The following is a 26,383-nucleotide window of genomic DNA, read 5'->3' on the forward strand; positions in this document are numbered from 1 at the left end:
TCTTGAATGGTCCGAACGGACTATGGGTAAGCGGCAGATCACCCGACGGAGTGATCCGGCGACATGCCCGACCATTCCGGCAATTCGGGTGGAATCGGCGGACCATGGACGAGCGACCGTCAGAGTGAGGGGCGAGATTCGGACATAAGTCCACCCCATTCGGGAAGGGTGAAAATCAAGCCGAGGGGTTGATGTCGCACCGCACTGCTGTGACAGTTGGGGACAGCTTAGGCCAAGGCATTCGCGCGTGTCCGGCGAATGAGAACGTAGGCTGCCCTCCATGGGAAAGAAGCGCTCGGGCGCCGGGCTCACGGGGCCGCAGCAGGCCGCCAAGTTCCTCGGGGTGTCCGTTCTCTCCGGAGTTGTGCTGGCCGGGATCGCGATCCCGGGCGCAGGCGCCCTGGGGCTCGCCGCCAAGGGCACGGTCGAGGGATTCGATGAGATCCCGGCCAATCTCAAGACACCGCCGCTGAGCCAGCGCACGACGATTCTGGACGCCGAGGGTGGCTTGATCGCCACGGTCTATTCACGGGACCGGCAGGTGGTGCCCCTCACGGCCATCTCCCCGTACATGCAGAAGGCGATCGTCGCGATCGAGGACTCGCGTTTCTACGAGCACGGCGCGATCGACCTGAAGGGCATCCTGCGCGCGGTCAACCGCAACGCGCAGGAAGGCGGAGCCGCGCAGGGCGCCTCGACGCTGACGCAGCAGTACGTGAAGAACGTGTTCGTCGAAGAGGCCGGCGACGACGAGACCAAGGTGCGCGAGGCGCAGGAGAAGAGCCTGGGCCGCAAGATCCGCGAGCTGAAGTACTCGATCCAGGTCGAGGAGGAGCTCGGGAAGAAGAAGATCCTCGAGAACTACCTCAACATCACTTACTTCGGCCAGCAGGCATACGGAATCGAGTCCGCCGCTCAGCGCTACTTCAGCAAGCCGGCCAAGGACCTGACCCTGGACGAGTCGGCGCTGCTGGCGGGCGTCGTGCAGTCGCCGAGCCGGTTCGACCCGGTGAACGACGCGCAGGAGGCGATGAAGCGCCGCAACGTCGTCCTCCAGCGGATGGCCGACATGAAGGACATCTCGCAGGCCGAGGCGGACGAGGCGAAGAAGAAGCCGGTGACGCTGAAGGTCACGCGGCCGAAGAACGGCTGCATCACCGCGGTCAAGGGCGCGGGCTTCTTCTGCGACTACGTGCGCAACACGTTCCTGACCGACCCGGTGTTCGGCAAGACCCGCGAGGAGCGGGCCAAGCTCTGGAACCAGGGCGGCCTGACCGTGCGTACGACGCTGGACCCGCAGTCCCAGGAGTCCGTCAACGAGTCGATCAAGGACCACGTCAACCAGGACGACAAGGTCGCCACGGCCGTGACCCTGGTGCAGCCGGGCACCGGCCGGGTGCTCGCCATGGGCCAGTCCAAGCCGTACGGCTTCGGCAAGAACGAGACGCAGATCAACTTCTCCGTGGACAAGCGGATGGGCGGATCGAACTTCGGCTTCCCGACCGGTTCGACCTTCAAGCCGTTCGTCGCGGCCGCGGCCCTGGAGCGGGGCGTGTCGGCGGGCAAGACGTACCCGTCCCCGCACGACATGGAGTACCCGAGCCCGGTGCAGACCTGCGGCGACAAGCCCTGGGTCAACACCTCGCACGACCGGGTGGAGAACGAGTCGGAGTCCGAGGTCGGCCCGTACGGCATGAGGGACGCGATGGCCAAGTCGGTCAACACGTACTTCGTGGAGATGATCTCCGACAACGCGCTCGGGCTCTGCCCCGTGACCGAGATGACCACCAAGCTCGGCGTGATCCCGGCCGACGGCACGAAGCTCCCCGAGGTCCCGGCCATCGCGCTCGGCACCGAGGGCATGTCCCCGCTGACCATGGCGAACGCGTACGCCACCTTCGCCAACCGCGGCGTGTACTGCACCCCCGTCGCCCTGGAGTCCATCACCGACGCGCACGGCAAGGCCTTGGCCGTGCCGAAGTCCCAGTGCGACCGGGTGATGGCGGAGAAGACGGCCGACACCGTCAACACGCTGCTGCTCGGCGTGATCGACTCCGGTACGGGTACCGCGGCGGGTCTGACCGACCGGCAGAACGCGGGCAAGACCGGTACCACCGACAGCCGCTACAACGCCTGGTTCGTCGGGTACACGCCGAACATGGCGGGCGCGACGTGGGTCGGCTCGGGCGGCTCGAAGCAGGTGTCGATGGAGAACATCACCATCGGCGGCCAGTACTACGACAAGGTCTACGGCGGCGGGCTGCCCGGCCCGATCTGGAAGCAGGCGGTCTCGGGCGCGCTGGAAGGCCGGGAGGCGCCGAACTTCACCACGGTGACCATCCCGGAGAGCGGGATCCCGGCCGGTGGCGGCCGTCCCACCCCGAACCCGAACCAGAACCCGAACAAGCCGGGGAAGCCCGGCAAGCCGGGCGGCGACGGCAAGCCGGGCGGCCGCCCGGGCGGCCAGACGGCGGCCGGGGCCACGGGCGGTGCGACGGGCGGCAACACCCCGACCAACCCGTTCCCGGACATCAGCCTGGAACCGGGCCTGATCGGCGGCCCGGAGGGCCCGTAGACGGAACGGACGAAGGGGAGGGCCCCGCCCGCGCATCGCGCCGGCGGGGCCCTCCCCTTCTTCGTCTACTTCGTCCGTCTATGCGAGGTGCTTCTTGACGGCGGCGGCGACGCGGCCGCCCTCCGCCAGCCCGGCCACCTTCGGGTTCACGATCTTCATGACGGCACCCATGGCCCGCGGCCCCTCGGCACCCGCGGCCCTGGCCTCCTCGACGGCCTGCGCCACGATCGCGCCGAGCTCCTCGTCGCTGAGCTGCTTGGGCAGGTAGGTGTCGAGGAACTCGCCCTCCGCCGTCTCGCGCGCGGCCTGCTCGGGACGACCGCCCTGCGCGAAGGCGTCCGCGGCCTCGCGCCGCTTCTTGGCCTCCTTGGCGATCACCTTGAGGACCTCGTCGTCGGAGAGCACGCGCGCCTCCTTGCCCGCGACCTCCTCCTTGGTGATGGCAGCGAGGGTCAGGCGCAGCGTGGACGAGTGCAGCTCGTCGCGCGCCCTGATGGCGGTGGTGAGGTCTTCCTGGAGCTTGGCCTTGAGCGTGGTCATGAGCTGAGTCTGCCAGGTGCGGGGGCAGTGGCGCCCGCCGGTTTTCCGGGTCTGCGACCATGGGGCCATGCGTGCGCGTTACGGAACACCCCTGAAGGTCACCGCTTCGATCGCGGCGGTCGGGGCCGCCGGTGTGGCCTATGCCGCCGGTTTCGAGGCGCGGTCGTTCCGACTGCGCCGGATCACCGTGCCGGTCCTCCCCGCCGGGATGCGCCCGCTGCGCGTACTCCAGGTCTCCGACATCCACATGGTCGGCGGGCAGCACAAGAAGCGCGCCTGGCTCCAGTCGCTGGCCGGCCTGCGCCCGGACTTCGTCGTGAACACGGGCGACAACCTCTCCGACACCGAGGGCGTCCCCGAGGTGCTGGACGCCCTGGGCCCGCTGATGTCCTTCCCGGGCGTGTACGTCTTCGGGTCGAACGACTACTACGGGCCGCGGCTGCGCAACCCCGGGCGCTACCTGATCGAGAAGGTCCAGGGGCGGCACGGGCTGAACGGCAACAAGCCGGTCGTCGGCGCCGTGCACAACCCGTGGGAGGAGATGCGGGACGCCTTCGACGCGGCGGGCTGGGTGAACCTCAGCAACACGCGCGGCCGCCTGAAACTGCCCGACCTCGAGCTGGCCTTCACCGGCCTGGACGACCCGCACATCAAGCGCGACCGCTACGAGCGGGTCGCGGGCGGGCCGGAGGCGGACGCCGACTTCTCGATGGCCGTCGTGCACGCCCCGTACCTGCGGGTGCTGGAGTCCTTCACCGCGGACCGGTACCCGCTGATCCTGGCGGGGCACACGCACGGCGGTCAGCTGTGCATCCCCTTCTACGGGGCGCTCGTCACCAACTGCGACCTGGACACGAAGCGGGTGAAGGGGCTCTCCACGTACGAGACGGACGGCAAGCGGGCCTACCTCCACGTCTCGGCGGGCTGCGGCACGAACCGCTACACCCCGGTCCGCTTCGCCTGCCCCCCGGAGGCCACGCTCCTCACCCTGACCCCGAAGGCCTAGCCGCCGCCCGCCCCGGTGACCTGCGCCTTCCCGGCCCCGGACCCGGCGCAGGTCACGCCGGACCGTCCCCGCCCCACCCCTCGCGAAAACCGGATTTCGTCTCCGGCCAAGGGTCCGCTAAAGTAATCGATGTCGCCAGGACAGCAACCACTGCAAGGCGGCGATCGGGGTGTAGCGCAGCTTGGCAGCGCGCTTCGTTCGGGACGAAGAGGTCGTGGGTTCAAATCCCGCCACCCCGACAGAGTAAGACCAGGTCAGCCACCTACCAGCACTGGTAGGTGGCTGACCTGTTTTCTGGTGGGTGACTGACTGAGTGGCCGCGGGTTCGGAGCGGCCTTGAAGATCTCGTCCATGGCGGTCGTCCCGTTCTGGATCACGGGACAGGGATCTAGTTCCGGTAGACCGCCTCGGTGACGGCCGACCCGGAGTGCCCGACGAGCCGGGAGATCTCCTCGAGCGGCCCCCCCCTTGCCGGAGGGCATCGAAACGAAGCCGTGCCGCGGCTCCCCCGGGGTCCGCGCCTCCTTCGTGTCGACTCCCTCGGCGTCCCTGGAGTGATCTTCGAACTGCTGCCACAGAGCATCCACGCCCCCGTACGGCCGGGCGATCGGCCGCCGTGCCTTCTCGGCCTGCGGTCCGCTCCACAGGGGTGCGGCGGGACCGCGTCCGGATCCTCCTTTCCGGACGGCCGGCGGCTCGGCCGGCGATCACCCGTAGAGCGAGCGGGCTCCCGGGCTGTCGCCCTTGAAGCGCCGGCCCGCGGCGATCTCCTCGCCGACCGCCGACCAGACGGTCTCGTCCCGGAAGGGGAGCGGGTCGATGCTGCTCGTCTCCTGACGGATGCGCTCGACCTCGCGCTCCAGACGCTCGAAGTCGGCTTCCTCGTCGCCGTCGTCGCCGCTGAAGGTGAACTCCTCGAGCAGGCGCTGGAAGCGGAGGGTGACCTGGACGAGGGAGGAGGCGTCCGTGTGGAGTTCCTGCACGGTCTCCTCGTCGGCGTCGAAGGCGTGCACCTTGCCGGAACCGGGGTCGAGGGCGAGGTGGGCGTTGAGCAGCCAGCCGATGACGGGCCATCCGCCCGCGTCGTCCGAGGCGCCGTCGAAGTCCTCGGCGTCGACGACGTCCTGGACGAGGGGCAGCCGACCGGAGCCCTCGTCGGGCTCACCCAGCCGGAGCGTCCCGGTGGGGACACCGACGGTCTGCAGGAGGCGGCCGCCTTCGGTGTCTGCGGCAGAGGGCGGGAACACGCCGGCAGGCAGGGTCGCGAGCCGGTCCTCGCCGAAAAGGTCGGCGAGCTCGCTGCGGGTGACGTCGAAAAGCACGGTCGGAACTCCGGACTCGGCGGCGGTACAGGCGCCGTGGGACTCTCAGTGGACGGAAGCGGCCACAGCGACAGCATTGCGGATCGAGGCACTTCCGCCGCGCCCCCCCGTGTTCCTCGCCGGCACCGCGACCTGCGGACCCATCCGGATCTCGCCGGCCACCTGCGCCACAACGCCGCCCGCGCGGGCCGGGACGCCCGGGCGCCACCCTCGCGCCACCGGGGCAACACCGGGGCGGTGGATGCTCTTCAACAGCAAATGACCACTGACGCCGAGCGGAGGTGAAAGAAATGAAGGTTTACATCAAGCCGGAGGCCAAGAAGGTCGACCAGGGCACCATCGTCGCCGCTGTCCGCTAGTAGCGACCCACATGCCACGCCTCCCGGACCGGGGGGCGTGGCATGTCCGCTCCAGTCACCACGTCACAGGGGAATCGGAAGCCATATGTGCGGAATTGCAGGATTCGCCCACACCGACGGAAGCGCCCTCGCGGGGTCGGCCGACGCGATTCTCCGCGACATGGCCCATGCGCTGCGGCCGCGCGGGCCGGACGACATGCAGTTCCACCACACCGGGCCGGCGTGCATGTCCTTCACCCGGCTCGCGCTGATCGACCCCGAGGGCGGGCGGCAGCCGTTCATCAGCGAGGACGGGAACGTCATCCTCGCGGCGAACGGGGAGATCTACAACTACCGCGAGCTGCGGAAGGGGTTCGAGGGGCGGGTTCGCTTCCGCAGTGAGAGTGACTGTGAGGTCCTGCTCCATCTGTACTTGGAGAAGGGGCTCGCGTTCCTTGACGACGTGCGGGGGATGTTCGGCATCGCCGTCATCGACCTGCGGGAGCAGCGGCTGCTGCTCGCCCGCGACCGGCTCGGCATCAAGCCGCTGTTCGTCCACCGCAACCGCGACACCGTGCTCTTCGGCTCCGAGGTCAAGGCGCTCTTCGCGCACCCCGACTGTCCGCGCGAGCTCGACTGGGCGCGTGCCCTCGCCGACCAGGGGCTCAGCTCCGCGCCGGTGATGACCGACGACGAGCCCGTCAGCTGGTTCAAGGGCGTGGAGCACGTGCCGTCCGGAGCGATCGTCGACATCAGCCTGCGCGGCGGGGCCACTCGCGTGCACCGGTACTGGGAGCTGCCCACGCCGGCCGAGGCCGACGCCCTCCCCGAGAGCTTCTTCGTGCAGAGCATGGGCGACCTGCTCGCCTCCTCCGTGCGGGAGTGCCTGATCGCCGACGCCGAGATCGGCGTCTTCCTCAGCGGCGGGCTCGACTCCGCGGCCATCACCGCCCTCGCGGCCCACACCGGGCTGCACACGTTCTCCGCGCTGACCGGCGCCACCGTCGTCAACAAGGACGCGCAGTACGCCCGCGCCACCGCCGACCTGCTCGGACTGCCCAACCACCAGGTGGCCTTCGGGGCCGACCGGGTGCCCTCACCCGACGAGTGGCGGCGCCTGCTGTGGCTGATGGAGACGCCGCAGTGCGGCCCGGAGCAGTTCTACAAGAGCGAGATGTATCGTTTCGCCCGCGCCGAGCGGCCCGAGCTCAAGGCGATCCTGCTCGGCTCCGGCGCCGACGAGTTCAGCGGCGGCTACAGCGTCGCCCTCTCCGGCGGCGGCGACTGGGAGGACTTCGAGGGCAACCTGCGGACGATGGCCCGCCGCAAGGCCCTCGGCTCGCAGTCCGCCGTCTCCGTCTGGTGGGAGGGCACCGACCTGCCGCTGCTCAGCGACGACGCCGTCGGCGCGTACGCACCCGGCGCGGTGGACGACCCGTACGGCTCCTACCTGGCCTGGAAGTTCCGGGACATGCAGCAGTACAACTTCTGGGTCGAGGACCGCACCGCCTCCGGCAACGGCGTCGAGGCCCGCGTCCCCTTCCTGGACCACCGGATCATCGAGCTGCTGGCGACCGTGCCGCGCGCCTACCGCAAGCGGCTGTTCTGGGACAAGCAGGTCATCCGCGAGGCCGTACGGGACATCCTGCCCGCCGAGGTGATCGGCCGGCCCAAGCTCGCCTTCTACGAGGGCGAGGGGGTGCGCCACACGCACCGCACCTTCACCCGGATGCTCGCCCGGAACGGGGACGAGCTCGTGGAGCAGGCGCTGTCCTCGCCGCGCGCCGCCCAGTACCTCGACGGCGCGAACATCCACCGCGCCCTGCGCCGGCTGGAGCGGGACCAGAGCTCCGGTCACGTCGAACTGCTGATGCGCGTGGTCAACCTGGGCATCCTCGACCTGATGGCCGTGGACGTCCCGGGCAGCCGGGCCCCGTCCGGGCCCGCCCCGTACGAACTGCAGGTCACGGACTTCGAGGGCCCCGAGGTCCAGGAGCTGTTCCCGCAGGCGCGGATCGAGGACACCTCGGTGTTCCGACTCGCCGAGGGCGTGCTCGTACTCGACGACGTGCAGGAGGCGAACACCTCGTACGTCCTGGTCGACGGCGGGATCCGGTTCGTCATCGACCACCTGACCCACGCGGACTGGCTGCGGCTGCTGCGTGGATTCGACGGGCGCCGGCCGCTGTCGGAGGCGCTCGCCGCCGCCGGCTGCGAGCTCGACGCGATGCGTCCGCTGCTGGACGGATCGCTCGAAGCGGGCCTGCTGGAGACGGTCGACAGCGCCTGAGAACGCGGTGCGGGCACCGCGCCGTTCGGTCCCCCCATTGGAAATCGGCATCCGGATGTGGATGTACGGAAGTAATCACGAGTGAGGTCACCCCGATGACAGCCCATCTCTACTGGGACGAGGTCTGGCGCACCGACAGCGGGCGCACAGGCGACTGGTCGCGGCCGCACCCGTGGGTCGTGGACGAGGCCGCCCGGCTGCAGAAGCTCGGCGCCGTGGACGTACTGGACCTCGGCTGCGGCGTCGGCCGGCACGCCCTCTGGTTCGCGGAGGCGGGGTTCACCAGCTCCGGCACCGACGCCAGCGAGGCGGCCGTCCGGGCGGCCCGCGACGAGAGCGTCAAGCGCGGGGTGCAGGTCGGCCTCGAGGTCGGCGACTTCGGCGAACTTCCGTACGCGGACGACAGCTTCGACTACGTCCTCGCCTTCAACGTGGTCTACCACAACGACGAGGCCGGACTCGGGAAGGTGCTCGACGAGGTCCGGCGCGTGCTGCGCCCCGGCGGCATCTACCAGTCCACGATGCTCTCCAAGCGCAACGGGGAGTACGGGCGCGGCAACGAGGTGAGCCCCAACACCTTCCGCCAGCCCGGGGCCACCGACGACAAGGTGCATCCGCACATGTACGTGGACGCGGCCGACCTGCTGCGCCTGCACGCGGGGTTCCGGCTGCTCAGTGCCACCGACGCCGAGCACGCCAAGCCGGGCTCCTTCCACTGGCACTGCGTCTTCGAGTTGCCCGGGGAGGACGTGGCCGGCACCAACCACGGCCTCTTCGCGCAGAGGGCCGGGGAATAGTGTCGAAGGCGGCGCGACTGCGCGAGTTGCTGGAGCGTGAAGAGATAGCGCGGATCGTCGGATCCCGGGACGCGCTGACGGCCCTGCTCGTCGAGGAGGCGGGCTTCGACGGCCTGTGGGCGTCGAGTTTCGAGATCTCCGCGTCCCGGGCCCTGCCCGACCTGGGCCTGCTGACCATGTCCGAGCTGCTCGAAGCCTCCTCGCACGTCAACCAGGCGACCTCGCTGCCGCTGCTGGCGGACTGCGACACCGGCTTCGGCGGCAACATCAACGTCGTCCGCACGGTCCGCCAGTTCGAGGCGGCGGACATCGGCGGCATCTGCCTCGAGGACAAGGTGTTCCCCAAGCGGAACAGCTTCCTCGGTGGCGGCCAGAACCTCGAGGACGCGGGCGAGTTCGCCGGCCGGATCCAGGCCGCCGTACGGGCCCGGACCGACCGGGACTTCAGCGTCGTCGCCCGGGTCGAGGCGCTCATCGCCGGGGCCGGGCTCGACGAGGCGCTGCGCCGCGCCCACCTGTACGCGGACGCGGGCGCCGACGCCATCCTGATCCACTCCAAGGAGTCCACGCCGGCCGAGATCGTGGAGTTCCTCCAGGTCTGGCAGGCCCGTACGCCCGTGGTCGTCGTACCGACCACCTATCCGCACTGGGACCTCGCCGAGGCGCAGGCAGCGGGGGTCTCGATGGTGATCTACGCGAACCACGCGCTGCGCGCCTCGGTCTCCGCGATGCGCGACGTCCTCGGGGAGATCCGGCTTCAGGGCGGGACCGGCGGGGTCGAGGACGCCATCGCCCCGATGAAGGAGCTGTTCGGTCTCACGCAGGTCAACCGGTGGGAGGAGTGGAGCGCATGATCAGCGCCGAGTTCTTCTGCGCGGAGCTGGACCGCCGCGGGTACGGGTTCTTCAGCGGGGTTCCCTGCTCCTTCCTCAAGGGCCCGTTCGCGCTGCTGGAGCAGCGGGACAGTTACGTACCGGCGCCCAACGAGGGCATCGCCCTGTCCATGGCCGCCGGCGCCGAGCTGGGCGGGACCAGGGCCGTGGTGCTGGCCCAGAACTCGGGGCTGGGCAACCTCCTCGACCCGCTCACCTCGCTGACCATGGCGTACGAGATCCCGCTGCTGCTCTTCGTCAGCCTGCGGGGCTGGCCGAACGCCGAGGACGACGAGCCGCACCACGCGGCCATGGGCGCCGGGACCATCGGCGTGCTGGAGTCCGTCGGGGTCGCCCACGGCATCCTCGACCCGGCCGAGGAGAGCCTGGGCGCGCTCCTCGACCGCGCGGAGGAGGCCCGCCGCGAGAACCGGTCGTTCGTCGTCCTCGTACCGGCGAAGACCGTGGACGCCCACCCGGTGCCGGCGGCCGCCTCGGACGCGGAGATGGACCGGCGGGAAGCGGTGTCCGCCATCGCCGGGCACCTGGGCGACGCACTGGTCTACAGCACCACCGGCATGATCAGCCGGGAGCTGTTCGGGATCGTCGACAACCCGCGGAACTTCTACATGCAGGGCTCGATGGGGCACGCGATCGGGCTCGGCCTGGGCACGGCCCTGAACCGCCCCGACCAGCAGGTCGTGGTCATCGACGGCGACGGCGCGGCGGTGATGCACCTCGGCGGGCTCGCGCTCGTCGGCGAGCGGCGCCCCGCGAACCTGACCCACTTCGTGCTCGACAACGGCGCGTACGACTCCACCGGCGGCCAGCGCACCCGCGATGTGGCCATGCGCTGGGACGAGTTGGCGCTGGCGGCCGGATACCGCACGGGACGGGTCTGCCGCACGGCCAAGGAAGTCACCGCGCACATGGCCGAGATCGAGGGGGTGCCCGGCCCGCACCTGGTGGCCCTGCACATCGGCAGGGGTGGGGCCACCCCGCCGCGGGTAACGTCGGCGCACACCAACGCCGAGGTCAGGGCCCGCTTCCAGGCCGCGGCGACCGCATCCCGGAAGGACGACCTGCCGTGACCACCGTCATCGCCCACGTCAGCGATCTGCACCTGGACCTCTCGGAGCGCGCCACGCAGCGCGCGCTGACGGTCATGAACTACCTGCGCGACCTGCCCGGCCCCCTCGACGCCGTCCTCGTCTCCGGGGACATCGCCGACCACGGGACGGCGGACGAGTACGCGCAGGCCCGCAAGCTGTTCGACCTGCCCTACCCGGTGCTGGTGCTGCCCGGCAACCACGACGAGCGCGGCGCGTTCCGCACCGGCCTGCTCGACGGCGAGCCGGAGGACGAGGAGCTGAACCAGGTCGTCCGTACGCCCGGGGCCGTCTTCGTGCTGTGCGACTCGACGATCCCGGGCAGCGACGAGGGCCTGCTCAGCGACCGGACCCTGCGGTGGCTCGACGAGACGCTGACCGCCGAGGGCGGCGAACTGCCCGTCTTCGTCTGCTTCCACCACCCGCCGGTCGACCTGCACACCCCGTACGTGGACCGGGTCCGGCAGTTCGGCGAGGAGCGCCTCGCCGCGGTGCTGGAACGGCACCCGCAGGTCGTGGCCCTGCTGTGCGGGCATGCGCACGTCGCCGCGGCCACGACGTTCGCGGGTCTTCCGCTGCTGGTGGCGCCCGGGGTGGCCTCCACCGTCCCGCTGCCGTTCGAGGGCCGGCCCGCCGTGGACTACGAACTGGCCCCGGCGCTGGCGTTCCACGTGCTCGACGACCGGCGGCGGCTGGTCACGCACTACCGGGCGCTCGGCCGGCCGCATCCCGACCACTGAGAGAAGGCTGAGAGCAGGCCATGAAAAGAGTCCTGATCGCCAACCGCGGTGCGATCGCGGCCCGGGCCGTCGACACCTTCCGCACGCTGGGATGGTCACCGATCGCCGTCGTCGCCCTGTCGGACCCCCAGCGGCTCCACACGCTCGCCGCGGACGGGTGCGAGTACCTCGAGGGCACCGGGCTCGCGGAGACGTACGACCACGTGGGCCGGATCGTCGAGGCGGCCCGGCGCTGCGGCGCCGACGCGGTCTACCCGGGCTACGGGGCTCTTGCGGAGGACCCGGAGCTGCCCCGGCAGCTCGCCGCGGCCGGGATCGCCTTCATCGGGCCGACGGCCGAGGTGCTCGCGGCGGCCCGCGACAAGGACCACGCGGTCGCCACCGCCGACCGGCTCGGCCTGCCCGTACTGCCGCACGCGACGGGGCACCGGCAGATAGCCGCCCTGGTCAAGGAGATCGGGCTGCCCGTCATCCTCAAGCCGGTCACCGGCTGCGGCGGCCTCGGCGTGCGCATCGTGCAGACGGAGGCCGAGGCGGAGCGGGCACTCGCCCTGATCGCCCGGGACGAGGACGACGGCAGGGACGGGGGCTCGGGCGGGCACGCGGCCGCGGCCGGCGGCGAGGGCACCGACTGGTACGCCGAGCGGTACGTGGAGCAGGGGCGGGTGGTCGGGGTCACCGTCGCCGTCGACGACGCCGGGACCGTGCACCCGCTCGGCGAGCGGGAGAGCCTGCTGGTCGACGGCAGCATGAAGCTGCTGGAGGCCTCCCCGGTCGAGGGCGTGGCGCCGGAGCTGCTGGAGCGGATGCGCAGGGACACGGCCCGGCTCGTCACCGGGATGGGGCTGCGGGGCGTGGCGACGGTCGAGTTCATCGTCGGGGCCCGCGGCCACTACTTCCTGGAGGTCAACGGCCGGCTGCCGCTGGCCTACCGGATGTGCGAGGCGCAGACCGGACTGGACGTGGTGGCCCTCCAGATGGAGCTCGCGCAGGGCGCGGTGCCCGCCCCCGGCCGCATCCGCGTCGACCGGGACACGCACTGTCTGGAGGCCCGGCTGTTCATCGAGCCGGCGGCGGACGGGGCGCCCGGCCGGATCACCGCCCTGGAGCTGGCCCCCGAGCCGGGGGTGACGTACAACTGCGCCCTCGACGTGCGCAGGCCGGTCCTGCTCGACAACATCGTCACCCAGGTCCTGGCCTGCGGTGACAGCCGCGGCGCGACGGCCGGGGCGGTGCTGCGGGCCGTCGGGGGCAGCGGGGTTTCGGGGGTCGCGCACTGCGCGGAAGAGATAGCCGTGTGGCTGCGCGGTTCGGGACTGGTCCCGGAGCGTCTCGGCAGCCAGGCCTTGGGAGTCTGAATGAACAGCAACGATCCGTTCTCGACCGTCCGCCACCCCGTCGACCGCACCCTGGCGACGGCCGTCGCCGAGAGCGGGGAGGAGGACGTACGCGCGGACTGGTACCGGGAGTTCGGGGAGACCATCCGGCAGTACGTGCGGTGCCACCTCGACGCCCGCCCCGGGTACTTCGTGCTCGGCGGCCTGGACCACCTCACCGAGGAGCAGGCGCGCCGGTTCACGGTGGCGGTCTCCCGGCTGGCCGGGGACCTGCTGCCGCAGGACGGTGCGGGGGCCCTGCTGCGGGACGTACGGGACCGGGGCGTGCGACTCGGCGAGGGTGCGACGGGCCGCTACTCGGACAGCCGGCAGGGCGGCAGCCTGCACACGGACGCGGCGCACCGGCCGGGGCGGCTTCCGGACATTTTCACGCTGTTCTGCTTCCGGCAGGCCTCCAGCGGCGGAGCGCTGGTCACGGTGCACGTGAGCGATCTGCTGGAGATCCTGCGGGCCCACCCCGAGGAGCTCGCGGCGCTGCGGCTGCCCGTCCACTTCGACACCCGGGACGACACCCCGGGGGTGCCGCTGACGACCGAGCGTCCCGTCCTGGAGTTCAGGGGCGGCCGGGAGCGGATGTACTACCTGCGGGACTACATCGAGATCGGGCACCGGCATCCGCACGTACCGCCGTTGACGCCCGAGCAGGTCAAGGCGCTGGACCTGCTGGACTCGCTGCTGGACCGGCGGGATCTGCAGACGCACGGGCGGCTCGCGCCCGGCGAGATGATCTTCATTGACAACCGGTCGATCGTGCACGGCCGGACCGCGTTCGACGACGGGAAGCCGGTCGACGGCGGCCGGCTGATGCTGCGCACCTGGATCGGGCTCCCGGAACACGGCGAGGGTGCCGCCGCGGCCGGGGCCCTCCTGTGACGCGGTTCGTCGCCGCGCTCGAACGCTCCGGGCTGGCCGAGTTCCTGGCCGATTTCCCCGGGGACTCGGTGGACCGCCTCCAATGGGCCGCCGCCACCCGCGGCCTCGACGGGGAGCTGCGCGCCCTCGCCGGGTTCCTGCTGCTCGGGGAGCCCGCGGCGGCCGACCGGCTGCCGGCCGCCCTGGCGCAGGCGCTGCCCGCCCTGGTCGGGAGCGGGGTCGCCGTCCGGCGCGGGGACGAGGTCCGGCTGGTCGACGTCAGCCTGTTCCGCTCCGCGGGGGTGTGGCTCTTCGCGGAGCCGCCGAGCCCCTTCCCCGTGCGCCACTACTTCGGCCGGGACTCCGTCGCCCTGGCCCGCCGCACCGGCTGCCGGGCGGGGGACCGCGTCCTCGACCTCTGCTCCGGGCCGGGGTTCCAGGGGCTGGTGGCCGCGCAGCGGGGGGCCGGGGCCACGCTGGTGGAGCTGCTGCCCGAGACGGCCGAAGTGGCCCGGCTCAACGCGGAGATCAACGGGATGGACGACCGGATCGAGGTCCTCGTCGGCGACCTGTACGACCCGCTCCCGACCGGGGTGGAGCCGTACGACCGCGTGATCGCCAACGTCCCCTTCCTGCCGACCCTGTCGGCCCGCGGCGAGGAGGCCGCCCACGAAGGAGGCGAGGACGGGTTCGGCATCGGCCGCCGGGTCCTCGCCGGACTGCCCCGGCACCTGGCCGCGGGCGGGACGGCCCATCTGACCGGGCTCCTCCTCCAGGCGGACCGGGAGCTCGTCATCGGCGGCGAACTGCGCGCCTGGGCCGCGGAGAACGGCTACGGCCTCACGGTCACGCTGACCGAGCGCATGGCGGTGGACGCCGACTCCGACCTCGTCCAGACGACCGTGTCGGACCACCTGGAGACCGACCCGCAGGCCGACCCCGAGGAACTCACCGCCGCCGCCGTCGGCATGTACGCCCGCCGCGGCGCGACGGCCGCCCGGCTCGCCTACCTGCGCATCGACGGCGGAATGGCCGACTTTCGCATCCTCGACCGGGCGCCCGGGTGAAGCTGACCGGGACGACCAGCGCAGCATCAGTTCGTGATCGGGAAGGACGCACAGCGTGACGGCAGGGACGGACGGCGTGGCCGACGGTACGCAGGACCCGCGGGGCCCGGAGCTCGTCGAGCTCACCTCGATACGCGACGCGGACGTCGACGAGTGGAACGCACTCGCCGGTGACGCCGCCCTCTACTCGAGCCACCGCTGGCTGCTCTACGGCGAGGAGCTGCACGACTCCGGCTCCCGCCACCTGGTCGCCTCCTCGGCCAGCTCGTACGTCGCCGGCCTGCCCACCCACCGCTTCACCGGGAAGGTCCCGCACTTCTACGATCCCGCCGTCCTGTTCCCCGGCGCCGCCGAGCCCGCCACGCCCGAGCGCCCGCTGCTCCTGGGCGGCACCCGCCTCGGCTACACGAGCGAGGTGATCGTCGCCCCGGGCACCGCCGGGCCGCTCGCCACGGCGGGCGTGCGCACCGTCCTGGACCGCTTCCGCGCCCTGGGCGCCGCCGACGGCGCCCTGGCTGCCCTCCTCTACCTCACCGACGAGTCGGTGGAGCGGCTGCTGCCGCTGCTGGGCCCGCGGGACCAGGTGGTGATGATGGACGCGACCGCGGTCCTGCCCGTCGACCCCGACGGCCTGGAGGGGTACCGCAGGCGGTTCACCTCGCACCAGTTCACGTCCATCCGCCGGGAGATGCGCCGCTACACCGATGCCGGCTGCCGTACCGAGGTGAAGCGCCTCTCCGAATGCCACCAGCTGCTCGGCCCGCTCTCCGCCCAGGTGCTGATCCGTTACGGCCATCCCGTCACGGACGCGAGCGAGTCGGAGCGCTTCGCCCAGCAGGCCACGCTGTTCGACGACAACTGCCGGATCCTGGCGGCCTACCAGGGCGACCGGATGGTGGGCTTCACCCAGTACTTCTTCTGGGGGGACACGATGTACGCCCGCTCGCACGGGCTGGACGACTCCATCGCGCGCGAGGCCAAGCTGTACTTCAACCTCACCTACTACGAGGCCGTGCAGTACGCGGCGGCCCACGGCTACCGCTCCGTGGACCTGAGCTGCGACGCCTTCCAGGCCAAGGTGTCCCGGGCCGCGCGCCTCCGGCCCCTGTGGGGCGTCGTCCTGGACGCCCCGTGGACCGGGCCGGTCCTGGACCGCGTACGCGCCGAGGAGAAGGCACGGCGCGCGGAGTTCGCCTCCCACGACCCGGGGATCGAGTCGCGGGTGGCGCAGCTGGTGGACGCGCGCGGCCGGTAGGCCCCCGCAGCCGCCCGAAGACGGGCCCAGGCCGGCCGCGACGCTCACCCGGCCGGTCTGGGCTCCCGGTCCTTCTCCCGCAGGGCCCGGCCGCGTTCGGCGATCGCCGCCACCGGCGGCACCGCCGCCCCGGCCGTGACCATGATGGCGACGAGCGCGACCCACCCCAGCGGGCCCGCGCTCAGGCACAGCGCGTTCAGCACGGCCGGCGCCACGGCCCCGCCGATGCCGACCCCGACGGAGAACACGCCCTGGTACTCGCCCTGGGCGTGCTCGGGAGCCAGCCCGAACGACAGCGCGTACTCCCCCGCCGTGAACAGCATCTCCCCGAAGGTCAGCGCCGCCGTGCCGATCAGGATCAGCCCCGTCGCCGCGTACACCGGCACGTGCGCGGCGGCGAAGACCAGCCCCATGGCCAGGGCGATGACCGGCCCGCTGCGCCGCATGGCCAGCGCACCGTCGCGCGGGGTCTCGACCCCCCTGGCGACCCTGGTCTGGAGCAGGACCACGAGCGCGCAGCTGAGCGCGAAGACCAGCGACACGGTCCAGCGCGGCGCGTCCGTGTACTCGGCGATCCACACCGGCATCAGCACGGTCATGAAGACGTCGAACATGACGAGGGTCCCCGCGAGCACGCTGACGGCGAGGAACGGGCGGTCGGCCAGGGCGTAGCGCTGCCCGCCCCCCGGCTCCCTGGGCACCGGCGGCAGGTGCGGCAGGCGGGCCACCAGCAGCGCGGCGACGAGGTACGAGACGACGTCGGCACAGATCGCGATCACATAGGCGGTACGGGTGTCGGCCTGCAGCGCCAGCCCGCCGAGCAGCGAGCCGGAGACCATGGCGAGGTTCTGCAGGGAGTAGATCCTGGCCCGGTACGCGACCCTGTCCTCGCCGCCGACGTACGCGATCAGCGCCCCGCTGATCGCGGGGAACGCACCGCGCCCCAGGGCGATCAGGGTGATCACCACGAGGAACCCGGGCATGCCCTCCACCAGCAGCAGTGCGCCCGCGGCGCCCGCCTGGGCGACCAGGCCGGCGATGCCCACCTCGCGCGGCCCGAACCGGTCGGCGAGCCGGCCGACGACCGGCCCGGCGACGAGGCCCGCCAGCCCGGCCGCCGTCAGCCCCATGACGACGTTGCCGGTGGACAGGCCCACGGACCGGACGAAGAACAGGACTTGGAGGGGTGCCCAGCTGCCCGCCCCGAGGTAGCGGACGAACAGCGCGGCCGCCAGACCGCGCCGCAGGCCCTGCCCGTCGCGCAGCATCAGTGTCCGGCCGGGGCGTCGGCGCCCGCGGGACGGGGGTTGACCTCGACCCCCAGCTTGGGCGCGAGCAGCTTGCGCAGCTGCTGCGCCGCGGCCTCGGCGGTGTTCGCCCGTACGACGTCCCAGCCGCGCAGGGCCGCCCAGTCGAGCATGACAGCGCGGGTGGCCGTCTGGTGCGCCAGGAAGCTCTCCGGCCGGCACTGCGGGTCGCGGCCGCATTCGTACGGGGTGATGTCGCCCTTCTTGCGGCGCAGCGCCTCCTCGGGCGTGACGTCGAAGAAGACGACGGTGTCCACCGGGGCCATGGCGTCCACGATCGCGTCCACGAGGGACTGGGGGCAGCCCGCCAGCAGTTCGGTGGCGGCGTGCTTGACCCAGTACCCGTCGAGGACGACGAGGTCCGCCTCGGCGGCGCGGGCGCGTTCCGCGGCCAGGGTGTTGAGCCAGCCGAGGAAGAGCATCCGGGCCGGGTTCGGCATCTCGGCGATGCAGACGCGCAGTTCGTCGAGGGCGGTGCCGCGCAGGAAACGGGCCTGCGGTACCTCCGCCTCCTCGAAGACCTGCCACTTGCCCACGACGCGGAACGACAGGCCCTGGCTCTCGGCCCAGCTCCGCAGCCGCTTGACCTGCGTGCTCTTGCCCGCGCCGTCGGGTCCGTCCATCGCAACGATCACTGTTCAAATCCCTTCGGAAGGTCCGCCACGGGCCATCGCCGTACGGAAGTCATGCGGTGGTGCCGCGGGTGCCGGGCGTGCTGCGGTGGTACGCCCGGGCCCGTTCGACCAGCGCCTCGGCGGCGCCGGTGTACTCGGCGGGGCTGAGCAGGCGCGCCAGCTCGCCGGCGGTGAACTCCGCGGCCAGCTCGGGCGCGTCGGCGAGGAGCTTGTCCACGAGGGAGTCCGCGGTACCGGAACCCCCGGCGCCCCCGGCCCCTGCGTCCACGGCCACGCGGCTCACCAGCCGCTTGGCGCCGGCCTTGCCGAGCACGGGGGCCAGTACGGCGGCCAGCCGCTCGGTGACCACGGCCCCGCCGGTGAGCCGCAGGTTGGCCTCCATCCGGGCCGGGTGCACCTCCAGCCCCTCGGCCAGCTCCGCCGCCGTGCAGGCGGCCCCGCCGACCAGCCGCAGCGCCTCGCGCAGCGGCTGCCACTCGCCGTGCCAGGCTCCGGCGGGCCGTTCGTCCTCGGCGGCGGCCGCGCAGTGCGTCAGCGTGAGGACCAGCGAGGGCACCTGGAGCGCGGCCGAGCGGATCATCGCGGCGAGCACCGGGTTGCGCTTCTGCGGCATGGCGGAGGAGACGCCCCGGCCGACCCCGGCGGGCTCGGCCACCTCGCCGAGCTCGGTGCGGGCCAGCGTCTGCACATCGGTGGCGAACTTGCCGAGCGCCACCGCGGCGTGCGCGAGGACGGCCCCGGTGTCGCTGATCGGGGTGCGCAGGGTGTGCCAGGGCAGGACGGGCTCGGCGAGGCCCGTCTCGGCGGCGAAGAGGCCGATCAGCTCCCCGGCGTACGCGCCGGGGTCCGCGCCGGGCCGGCTGCCGCCGTCCGCTTCGGCGGGGGCCTGCTGCGCGTAGGCGAGGTAGCCCGCGAGGGTGCCCGCGGCCCCGCCGAGCTGGACCGGAAGCCCCCCGTCGAGGAGGGCCGCGACCCGGCGGCGTGCGTCGAGCACGGCGACGAGCCAGCCCGCCGCCTTGAGGCCGAACGTGGTGGGGACGGCGTGCTGGCCGAGCGTGCGGGCCGCCGCGGGCGTGCCGCGGTGCTCGTCGGCCAGCCGGGCCAGGGCCGCGGCGGTCCGGTCGAGCTCGCCGCGGACCAGGCGCAGGGTACGGGCCGTGACCAGCATCGCGCCGGTGTCGAGGATGTCCTGGCTGGTGGAGCCGCGGTGCACGTACTCGGCCGCCGCGGGGTCTTCGGCCGCGACCAGCGCCGTCAGCTCCTCGACCAGGGCGACCACCGGATTTCCGGCGCCGCGCGCCCGTACGGCCAGTGCGGGCAGGTCGATCGCCTCGGCGCGGGCGCACGCCGTGATGGTCTCGGCCGCCTTCGCGGGCACGGTGCCCAGCCGGGACTGGGCCCGGGCCAGGGCGGCCTCCGCGTCGAGCATCGCCTGCGCCCAGGCGCTGTCGGTCAGGGCCGCCTCTGTGGCGGTACCGGCGCGGACCGGCGAGAGCAGGCCGGTGTCCGCTCCGGCCTGCCTTCCGGTGCCGGGTCCGCGGTCCGGGGTCGTCTTCAGGCCGTCCATCACGTGCTCCTCGTCAGGGTGTCGAAAGGCCGGCCGCGGTCGGCGGCACCGTGGGCGAGGCCGAGGATGCTGCGGGCCATCGCGTCGGAGTCGCCGAGGATCACCGAGTCGACGCCCGGCCGCGCCCCGGCGGCCGTCACCCAGTGCACGCCCTCCGTGGGCACCCCGTACGCGAAGCGCCGCTCGTGCGGTGCACCGGCCGCGTCGATGATCCGGTAGGGGCGCTGCGTGACCGCGATCCCGCCGGTCCGGTACGGTCCGCGCTCGTCGTCGATCACGTACGGGGTGCACTGGCCCGTCGCGTAGAGGTATCCCAGCAGCGGATCGCCGGTGCGCACCACATCGGGCTCGGGCAGTCTCGCCTCGATGAACGCCCGGGCGTGCACCGCGCCTTCGCCCACCCGGGGCGAGCGGGCCGTGAAACGGCCGGCGGCCTCGTCCGAGGCGAACTCGGCACCGGGGCCGAGCACGGTCAGTACGCCGGCCTCGATCAGCGCGATCGCCTCCTGGATCCGGCGGGGCGGCGGGCCGATGGACAGGTACGCGTTCAACGGCCCGTAGGAGCCGGTCAGTTCGTCGCGGTAGTCCGCACCGGATATCCCCCCGTGGTCGACCAGCAGCCGCACCTCGTTGCGCAGGTCCCGCAGCACGTCGAGCGCCGCCTTGTACGGCCCGTCGACGTTGCCCGCACGCGCCTCGGCGACGTCCCGGCGCAGGTGTTCCAGCAGCCATCCGGTGAACTCGGCACGGTCGGCGAAGACGCGGTCCGCGCAGGGCCGGGCGACGCGCTCCCAGTCCCAGCGCCGCCCGGGCGGCACGCCCAGCGCGTCGAGCAGCCGGTCGCGGGCGTACGCGGTCCAGGGCCCGGAGGCGCTCAGCGCGAGCAGCCGCGCCGCGGCCCGGGGGCGGCCGTCGGCCCGCAGCAGCGCCGCGTAGTAGACGCTCTCCACCTCCTGCGACACCAGCGGCCAGATGTCACGCCGGAACGTCAGGCCGGGCTTGCGGCGCAGCCGGTCCAGCACGGCCGGGGTCAGGACGAGGGGGACGTGCCGGCCGTGCGCACCCTTCTGGTTCTCCCCGCGGGCCTGGTACGGCACACCGCGGCGCGATCCGGCGTACAGCACGGGCTCGCGCCCGGAGCGGTGGTAGACCAGCCCGGCGTCCTTGGCTTCGAAGACCCCGCCGCGGCCCTCCGTCAGCAGGGACATGTGGTCGAAGAAGTTGAGTCCGAGACCGCGCAGCAGGACCGGCTCGCCCGCCCCGATCCCGTCCAGCCCGGCCTCGGCCGGGTTCCCCGGGGGCAGGTAGAACAGCCCCCGGCGGGCCGCGAACCGTGCGAAGGCGGCCTCGGCAGGGGTCGGGGAGACCGGCAGGTGCCCTTGGGCCAGCACGACCGCGTCCAGCCCGGACAGCACCGTGCCGTCGTCCAGGGTCACCCGGTCCCGGCCGGCCGCGCAGGCGTCCGGATCCGCGTCGAGCCGGACGGCGCGCGCGGCGTGCGTACGGACGTCCGCCGGGGTCCGCCGGACCACGCTGCGCAGCACCCACTCCAGGTAGCGCCCGTACAGGGCCCGGGTGGGATAGGCGTCGGGGCCCGGCCCCTCCTCGCCGGCGGCGGCGGCCCATGCGGCCAGGCTGGGACCGGGCCGCACGGGGCCGTCCATCGTCACGCTGTCGTCGGTGAAGAGGGTCACCTGGGAGGCGACCGTGTTCATGAGCAGGAGCTCCGACTGGTCGGAGCGCCACACCTGCCCGCTGCCGGGCCGCGGGTCCACGAGGTGGACCCGCAGCCGCACCCCGGCCGGCAGCAGCTCGTCCGCGTTGGCCGCGAGCCGTTCGAGGACGGACAGCCCCCGGGGTCCGGACCCGACGATGCAGACGGTCCACCAGCCGTCCCCGGGCGAGCCCGCGTCAGTAGGCGCCGAAGTACTCACGGTGCTCCCATACGGTGGTCTCGCCCGGCCCGGCGGGATCCGAGCCGGCCAGCCAGGCGCCGAACCGCGACACCTCGCTGCGCTTGAGCTGCGCGAGGCAGTCGTGGAGCGGCTTGCCCAGCAGGTCCCGGGCCAGGGCGCTGCCCTCCATCGCGGCCACGGCCTCGGCCAGGTCGCGCGGCAGGGCCGCCTCCGTGGGGGCGTGCGGGTCCTGCGCGAGACCGCCCGGCCGCAGCCCGCGCACGATGCCGTCGAGGCCCGCGGCGAGCTGCGAGCCGAGGTAGAGGTACGGGTTGGCGCAGGGCTCGCCGATCCGGTTCTCGAGGTGCGTGGACTCCTCGCCGGGGCCGCCGAGCACGCGGACCAGGGCGCCCCGGTTCTCGGCGCTCCACACGACCCGGTCCGGGGAGAGCGAGAACTGCTCGTCGAGCCGGCGGTACCCGTTGACGGTCGGGATGGCGAACAGCGCGATGTCCGCGGCGTGTTCGAGCAGCCCGGCGACGTAGCCGAGCCCCTCGTCCGACAGCAGGGCCGCGCCCTCCTGCGGTACGAAGGCGTTGCGGTCGGCGGCCGTGTCGAACAGCGACTGGTGCAGGTGCCAGCCGCTCGGGTCGAAGCGCTCCAGCCGGGGCAGCGCCATGAACGAGGCGTGGTGGCCGAGGCGGGCGCAGACCTGCTTGGCGACCGTACGGAACAGCAGCATGGCGTCGGCGGCGTCGAGGCCGTTCATCGGGCTGAAGGTGAACTCCAGCTGGCCCGGCCCCGATTCGTGCTCGACGGTGCGCAGCGGCAGACCGAGCTCGCGCAGGGCGCGCGCCAGCGGGGTGATGACGTGCATGAGGCCGTCGGTGAAGGTGTCGAGGTTGAACTGGTAGCCGCTGTTGACCGGTTCGACGGCGGGCGGTTCACCCTGCACGCCGAACCCGCCGACCGCCGCGGCGGCCGTGGCCGAGGCGGCCGCCGGGCCGTGCTCCCGGGCGTCGGCCAGCCGGGTCACGTACCACTCCACCTCCAGGCCGACGACGTAGCTCAGGCCGCGCTCGGCGGCCCGGGCGCACTGGCGGCGCAGCACGGCCCGGCTGGAGAGCGGGTGGGCGCTGCCGTCGCGCAGGTACTCGTCGGCGATGACCCAGCCGGTGGCCGCCTCGGTGTACGGCAGCACCTTGAAGGTGAGCGGATCGGGGACGATCAGGAAGTCGCCGGCTCCGGTCAGTTCGGGGATGCCGATGCCGCCGCCGGGAGCGAAGAAGTCGACGCCCACGGCGTGCCCGGTGTCGAAGACGAACGGGCCGGGGCTCATGTCGATGCCGTTGCGCAGCGCCGTGCGGAAGGCGTCGACCGTGAGGGTCTTGGAGCGCATCAGCCCGTGCGGGTCGCCGAAGCCGACCCGGACGAACTCGAGGCCCGACAGGGTCTCCTCCAGGGCGTCCGCCGCGGCCCGCTGCTCCGCGTTCCACAGGCCGTGCCGCTCGACGAAGCCGACGCTGCCGGTGGCGAAGCGGGCGTAGCGGCGCTCGCCGGCTTCCCGCGCGGTGGTGGGCTTCGTCATGTCGGTTCCCCTTCGGTTTCCGGGCGTGGTGCGGTGAGTGCTGCGTACTCGTGGTGCCAGGGGTGCGCCTGTTCCAGCTGGTACGCGGCGGCCAGGACCCGCAGGTCGTCGTGACGGCCGCCCACCAGTTGCAGGCCGACGGGCAGGCCCCCGGGCGAGCGGCCCGCCGGGACGGACACCGCGGGCTGGCCGGTCAGGTTGAACGTGTAGGCCTCGGGCGCCCACGCCAGCCAGGACAGGGCGCCCTTGCGGACCGGGTCCGGCGGCTCGTGGAGCTCGGCGGCGAACGGCTCGATGGCCACGGTCGGCATGGCCAGCAGGTCGTACCGCTCCATCAGGGCCTGGCTGCGGGCCCGCAGCACGGCGCGCGCCTCGTACGCCCGGGCCAGCCGGGCGGCGCTCAGCCCGCGCCCGTACCGGATGACCTCGAGCCGGCCCGGGTCGAGGCGGTCTGCGACCTCGTCCAGGTCGCGCGCGTGGGCGGCCGCCTCCCAGCCCGCCAGGATCGTCTCCAGCGCCGGGTACGGGTCCTCGAACGGCGGCGGGATCTCCTCGACCGTGTGCCCCCGGGCGGCCAGCGCCTCGACCGCCCGCAGGACGGTGGCCGCGATGCCGGGCTGCGGCGCGGGATCGCCCAGCGAGGGGATCCAGCCGATGCGCAGCCGGGGGAGCCGCCCGGCCGCGGCCTCGGGGTCCCCGGTCGGCTCGCCGGGCACCCCGAAGGACAGCGGATCGCCCGCGTCGTAGCCGGACATCACCTGCGTGAGCAGGGCCGCGTCGGCCACCGTCCGGGTCAGCGGCCCCAGGTGGGACAGCTCCTCCGGGCTCTGCGGCACGTACGGGATCCGGCCCAGCGAGGGCTTGAACCCGACGACCCCGCAGAACGAGGCGGGGATGCGGATCGACCCGGCGCCGTCGGTGCCGGTGGCGCCCACGCCGATGCCCACGGCCACCGAGGCGGCCGCACCGGCGCTGGACCCGCCGGGGGTACGGGCGGGATCCCACGGATTGCGCGTCGGACCCTGCAGCCGGTTCACCCCGGCCGCGCTCCACCCGCCCTCGGTGGTGTTGGTCTTGCCGATGACCAGGGCGCCCGCGGCCCGCAGCCGGGCCACCGCCGGTGCGTCCCGGTCGGGCACGGCGTCGGCGTGCAGCAGGGAGCCGCGGGTGGTCCGGATGCCCTCCGTCGGGGTCAGGTCCTTGACCGAGACGGGCATGCCGAGCAGCGGCCGGTCCGCCCAGACGGCCTTCCCGTACCGGCGGAGCAGCCGGTCCGCGGCCTCCGCCTCGGCCGTGGCGCGCTCACGGGCGAGGGTCAGGAACGCCCCGATCCGCGGCTCCCACCGGTCCAGCAGCGCGAAGGTGGCGGCCAGGTGCTCCGAGGGCAGCAGGCTGCCGTCCCCGTACGCCGCGCGGAGGCTGCGGATGTCGGCGTACTGCAGCTCAGGAGCCATGGAAGGCCCGGTACCAGCCGTTGTCGAAGTCGCCGACCTCCAGGCCCCGGTCGGCGGCCGCCTGGTGCAGCAGCGCCTGGACCCGGCCCGTCACCATGGCCGCCCGCAGGTGGGGCAGCTCGAACTCGGCGCCGGAGGTGCGCAGCAGCCGCAGGTCGTACAGGCCGGGACGGTACCCGCCCTCCAGCACGATGCCGAGCGGGACGCGCAGGGCGTGCCGGACGCCGAACGTGACGTGCCCGGTGTGGTGCTGGTCGGACCAGTTGGTGATGTCGGCCGTCATCGGCGCGAAGAACCAGTCGTCGCGGCCCGGGGAATCCTCGGTCCAGGACATGCTGTGCGGCAGGTAGTGCCAGGTGTTGTAGCGCATCCGCGCGCTGTACGCGGAGAGGGTCCGGGCGAGTTGGGACGGGTCGTCGGCGAACTTCCGCGCGAAGGCGGCGCCGGGCGCGACGCAGCAGTAGAAGTCGCGGGTGGCCAGGGCCATCCGGTCCTCGGCCGGGTGGTCGCTGTGCAGCACGGCGACGCTCTTGGGGCCGCGGCCCATCACGACGTCGCAGTCCAGGGCGTCGGCCAGCGTCTCGAAGAACCGGTGGAGGAACCCCTCGTACGCGCTGGTGAACCCGGCGGGCGGGGCCAGCCGTACGACGCGTTCCACGACCTCCTCGGCGTACGCCCGCACCGTCTCGGGCGAGGCCGCGACGGGGAAGGGCCGGCCCGCGACGCCGGAGAGCAGGCCCGCCACCGGCGCCGGGAGCTCGTCCCAGCCGAGCGGCTCGGCCATGATCCGCTCCCGCTTGTGCAGGGAGGCGCCGTTGATCTCCCGGTAGAGCACGGCGCCGCGGCGTAACAGCTCCGCCCGCCCGCCGGCGCAGGCGGCGGCCAGGGCGTCGAGCGCGGCGCCCGTCGGCTCGCCGGCGAGGTCCGGGAGCTCGGCCCCGTACGCCTCGATGCGCTCGCGGAGGAAGTCCGACAGCCGGTCCGGGGCCAGCTGTACGCCGTTGAACTCCTCGGCCCGGACCGGGGAGCCCGAGCTGATGAGCGCGTACATGCACACGACGAAGGTGGCGTCCTCGGGGGACCAGTGCGCGGCCGGGGTCTCCCGGAGCGCGGTGAGCACGGACCCTTCGGCCCCGGGAGCCATCGAACGCCCGGGCAGATTGCTGAACTTGCCGAGGTTGCTGTAGAAGCGGTCGCCGACGTACAGCAGCACCGGGGCCATGTGGACCAGGGCGTGCGCGACGGCGTCGATCCGCTCGCGGACCGGCTCGGCGCCCTGCTGCGCGAGCCAGCGGTGGATCTCCTCGAACTGCAGCCGCTGGACGTCCTGGGCCAGGGCCCACAGCCGGCCCAGGGACTCCGGCCGGGACTGCCACTTGAGGGTGCCGAGCGGCTCGCCGTCCGCGCCGCCGGCGGGCTGCGTACCGGCCGGGACGACGCGCAGCCGCCCGGTCCCGGTCAGCATCAGCAGGTCCCCGGCGGCGCTGTCGGCCCCGGTGCCGGCTTCGGCGCGGGCCGGGTCACCGGCCCCGTCCCCGGCCTCGGGGCCGCCGGTCGGGGCGAAACCGGCCACCTGGGACTCGGCGATCTCCGTGTACACGCGCTCACCGAGCCCCATGGCCGCTCGGCCGACCTGCTCGGGGACCATCCCGTCGAGGGTGGCCGCTATCCGTATCGCATCGGCGGCCAGGCCGCAGGCTCGCGCCCGCTCGGCGGCCGCCTTGACCTGGGCATCGAATCCGGGCGTCTTCAGCTGCATTGTCGTCACCTACGGAAC

20 protein-coding genes and 1 tRNA gene are annotated in these 26,383 nt (G+C 73.0%); 12 read left to right on the top strand and 9 right to left on the bottom strand.

Annotated features, from left to right (window positions below):
• The first annotated feature begins 280 nt into the window (after nt 1-280).
• Nucleotides 281-2,575 (top strand): transglycosylase domain-containing protein, encoded by a 2,295-nt coding sequence (locus AB5J51_RS19080; RefSeq protein WP_053787826.1) that lies wholly within the window; start codon nt 281-283, stop codon nt 2,573-2,575.
• A 78-nt stretch (nt 2,576-2,653) separates the two neighbouring features.
• Here AB5J51_RS19080 and AB5J51_RS19085 read toward each other — a convergent pair whose 3' ends face one another.
• Nucleotides 2,654-3,115: a GatB/YqeY domain-containing protein gene (locus tag AB5J51_RS19085; protein ID WP_053787825.1), complete on the bottom strand. Its 462-nt coding sequence runs from the start codon at nt 3,113-3,115 to the stop codon at nt 2,654-2,656.
• Between the two features lie 67 nt (nt 3,116-3,182).
• On the opposite strand from AB5J51_RS19085, the gene AB5J51_RS19090 reads away from it, so the two are divergent.
• The gene (locus AB5J51_RS19090; RefSeq protein WP_053787824.1) at nt 3,183-4,121 is read left to right on the top strand and encodes a metallophosphoesterase; all 939 of its coding nucleotides are present in this window, start codon (nt 3,183-3,185) and stop codon (nt 4,119-4,121) included.
• Nucleotides 4,122-4,286: 165 nt separating this feature from the next.
• Nucleotides 4,287-4,360, top strand: a tRNA-Pro gene (locus tag AB5J51_RS19095).
• Nucleotides 4,361-4,828: 468 nt separating this feature from the next.
• On the opposite strand, the gene AB5J51_RS19100 is transcribed toward AB5J51_RS19095, so the two are convergent.
• The gene (locus tag AB5J51_RS19100) at nt 4,829-5,443 is read right to left on the bottom strand and encodes an SUKH-4 family immunity protein (protein ID WP_369778130.1); all 615 of its coding nucleotides are present in this window, start codon (nt 5,441-5,443) and stop codon (nt 4,829-4,831) included.
• 444 nt (nt 5,444-5,887) lie between these two features.
• Here AB5J51_RS19100 and asnB point away from each other — a divergent pair, with 444 nt between their 5' ends.
• The 9 genes from asnB (at nt 5,888) to AB5J51_RS19145 (ending at nt 16,160) form a co-directional block, all read left to right on the top strand.
• Nucleotides 5,888-8,071, top strand: a complete 2,184-nt coding sequence (asnB, locus tag AB5J51_RS19105; RefSeq protein ID WP_053787804.1) for an asparagine synthase (glutamine-hydrolyzing) — start codon at nt 5,888-5,890, stop codon at nt 8,069-8,071.
• Nucleotides 8,072-8,166: 95 nt separating this feature from the next.
• Nucleotides 8,167-8,868 (top strand): class I SAM-dependent methyltransferase, encoded by a 702-nt coding sequence (locus AB5J51_RS19110; protein WP_053787803.1) that lies wholly within the window; start codon nt 8,167-8,169, stop codon nt 8,866-8,868.
• Nucleotides 8,868-9,722 (top strand): isocitrate lyase/phosphoenolpyruvate mutase family protein, encoded by an 855-nt coding sequence (locus AB5J51_RS19115; RefSeq protein WP_240805351.1) that lies wholly within the window; start codon nt 8,868-8,870, stop codon nt 9,720-9,722. The genes AB5J51_RS19110 and AB5J51_RS19115 overlap by 1 nt, the downstream gene beginning before the upstream one ends.
• Nucleotides 9,719-10,831, top strand: coding sequence for a phosphonopyruvate decarboxylase (aepY, locus tag AB5J51_RS19120; RefSeq protein ID WP_369778131.1), 1,113 nt, complete (start codon nt 9,719-9,721; stop codon nt 10,829-10,831). Before AB5J51_RS19115 ends, aepY begins: the two co-directional genes overlap by 4 nt.
• Nucleotides 10,828-11,589 carry a metallophosphoesterase gene (locus AB5J51_RS19125; protein ID WP_369778132.1) on the top strand — a complete coding sequence of 254 codons (762 nt, stop codon included), beginning with the start codon at nt 10,828-10,830 and terminating at the stop codon, nt 11,587-11,589. The genes aepY and AB5J51_RS19125 overlap by 4 nt, the downstream gene beginning before the upstream one ends.
• A 20-nt stretch (nt 11,590-11,609) precedes the next feature.
• Entirely contained in the window at nt 11,610-12,947 is a 1,338-nt protein-coding gene (locus AB5J51_RS19130; protein WP_053787799.1) for a biotin carboxylase N-terminal domain-containing protein, read from the top strand.
• Nucleotides 12,948-13,859 carry a TauD/TfdA family dioxygenase gene (locus AB5J51_RS19135; protein WP_369778133.1) on the top strand — a complete coding sequence of 304 codons (912 nt, stop codon included), beginning with the start codon at nt 12,948-12,950 and terminating at the stop codon, nt 13,857-13,859. It abuts the gene before it with no gap.
• Complete coding sequence (locus tag AB5J51_RS19140) at nt 13,856-14,905, top strand: methyltransferase (protein ID WP_369778134.1); 1,050 nt, start codon at nt 13,856-13,858, stop codon at nt 14,903-14,905. The genes AB5J51_RS19135 and AB5J51_RS19140 overlap by 4 nt, the downstream gene beginning before the upstream one ends.
• Nucleotides 14,906-14,960: 55 nt before the next feature.
• Nucleotides 14,961-16,160 carry a GNAT family N-acetyltransferase gene (locus AB5J51_RS19145; protein WP_369778135.1) on the top strand — a complete coding sequence of 400 codons (1,200 nt, stop codon included), beginning with the start codon at nt 14,961-14,963 and terminating at the stop codon, nt 16,158-16,160.
• Nucleotides 16,161-16,204: 44 nt separating this feature from the next.
• Here AB5J51_RS19145 and AB5J51_RS19150 read toward each other — a convergent pair whose 3' ends face one another.
• The 7 genes from AB5J51_RS19150 to AB5J51_RS19180 form a co-directional block, all read right to left on the bottom strand.
• Complete coding sequence (locus AB5J51_RS19150; protein WP_369778136.1) at nt 16,205-17,428, bottom strand: MFS transporter; 1,224 nt, start codon at nt 17,426-17,428, stop codon at nt 16,205-16,207.
• Complete coding sequence (locus AB5J51_RS19155; RefSeq protein WP_053787794.1) at nt 17,428-18,090, bottom strand: hypothetical protein; 663 nt, start codon at nt 18,088-18,090, stop codon at nt 17,428-17,430. The genes AB5J51_RS19150 and AB5J51_RS19155 overlap by 1 nt, the downstream gene beginning before the upstream one ends.
• A gap of 61 nt (nt 18,091-18,151) precedes the next feature.
• A complete protein-coding gene (locus AB5J51_RS19160; protein WP_369778137.1) occupies nt 18,152-19,669 on the bottom strand; it encodes a lyase family protein in 1,518 nt (505 codons plus the stop codon).
• The gene (locus AB5J51_RS19165) at nt 19,669-21,603 is read right to left on the bottom strand and encodes an FAD/NAD(P)-binding protein (protein WP_369778138.1); all 1,935 of its coding nucleotides are present in this window, start codon (nt 21,601-21,603) and stop codon (nt 19,669-19,671) included. Before AB5J51_RS19165 ends, AB5J51_RS19160 begins: the two co-directional genes overlap by 1 nt.
• On the bottom strand, nt 21,581-23,152 hold the full coding sequence (locus AB5J51_RS19170) for a glutamine synthetase family protein (protein WP_369778139.1): 1,572 nt from the start codon (nt 23,150-23,152) through the stop codon (nt 21,581-21,583). The genes AB5J51_RS19165 and AB5J51_RS19170 overlap by 23 nt, the downstream gene beginning before the upstream one ends.
• Nucleotides 23,149-24,606, bottom strand: a complete 1,458-nt coding sequence (locus AB5J51_RS19175) for an amidase (protein WP_369778140.1) — start codon at nt 24,604-24,606, stop codon at nt 23,149-23,151. The genes AB5J51_RS19170 and AB5J51_RS19175 overlap by 4 nt, the downstream gene beginning before the upstream one ends.
• On the bottom strand, nt 24,596-26,374 hold the full coding sequence (locus AB5J51_RS19180; protein ID WP_136224691.1) for a hypothetical protein: 1,779 nt from the start codon (nt 26,372-26,374) through the stop codon (nt 24,596-24,598). The genes AB5J51_RS19175 and AB5J51_RS19180 overlap by 11 nt, the downstream gene beginning before the upstream one ends.
• Nucleotides 26,375-26,383 lie beyond the last annotated feature (9 nt).

The organism is Streptomyces sp. R33 (genome assembly GCF_041200175.1).
Lineage (GTDB): Bacteria > Actinomycetota > Actinomycetes > Streptomycetales > Streptomycetaceae > Streptomyces > Streptomyces katrae_B.

What these genes read in the sequence shown, in the direction of transcription:
- AB5J51_RS19155 (WP_053787794.1), bottom strand. Translation starts at nt 18,090, where the DNA reads ATGGACGGACCCGACGGCGCGGGCAAGAGCACGCAGGTCAAGCGGCTG.
- AB5J51_RS19130 (WP_053787799.1), top strand. Translation starts at nt 11,610, where the DNA reads ATGAAAAGAGTCCTGATCGCCAACCGCGGTGCGATCGCGGCCCGGGCC.
- asnB (WP_053787804.1), top strand. Translation starts at nt 5,888, where the DNA reads ATGTGCGGAATTGCAGGATTCGCCCACACCGACGGAAGCGCCCTCGCG.
- AB5J51_RS19110 (WP_053787803.1), top strand. Translation starts at nt 8,167, where the DNA reads ATGACAGCCCATCTCTACTGGGACGAGGTCTGGCGCACCGACAGCGGG.
- AB5J51_RS19085 (WP_053787825.1), bottom strand. Translation starts at nt 3,115, where the DNA reads ATGACCACGCTCAAGGCCAAGCTCCAGGAAGACCTCACCACCGCCATC.
- AB5J51_RS19135 (WP_369778133.1), top strand. Translation starts at nt 12,948, where the DNA reads ATGAACAGCAACGATCCGTTCTCGACCGTCCGCCACCCCGTCGACCGC.
- AB5J51_RS19150 (WP_369778136.1), bottom strand. Translation starts at nt 17,428, where the DNA reads ATGCTGCGCGACGGGCAGGGCCTGCGGCGCGGTCTGGCGGCCGCGCTG.
- AB5J51_RS19080 (WP_053787826.1), top strand. Translation starts at nt 281, where the DNA reads ATGGGAAAGAAGCGCTCGGGCGCCGGGCTCACGGGGCCGCAGCAGGCC.
- aepY (WP_369778131.1), top strand. Translation starts at nt 9,719, where the DNA reads ATGATCAGCGCCGAGTTCTTCTGCGCGGAGCTGGACCGCCGCGGGTAC.
- AB5J51_RS19090 (WP_053787824.1), top strand. Translation starts at nt 3,183, where the DNA reads ATGCGTGCGCGTTACGGAACACCCCTGAAGGTCACCGCTTCGATCGCG.
- AB5J51_RS19175 (WP_369778140.1), bottom strand. Translation starts at nt 24,606, where the DNA reads ATGGCTCCTGAGCTGCAGTACGCCGACATCCGCAGCCTCCGCGCGGCG.
- AB5J51_RS19160 (WP_369778137.1), bottom strand. Translation starts at nt 19,669, where the DNA reads ATGGACGGCCTGAAGACGACCCCGGACCGCGGACCCGGCACCGGAAGG.
- AB5J51_RS19170 (WP_369778139.1), bottom strand. Translation starts at nt 23,152, where the DNA reads ATGACGAAGCCCACCACCGCGCGGGAAGCCGGCGAGCGCCGCTACGCC.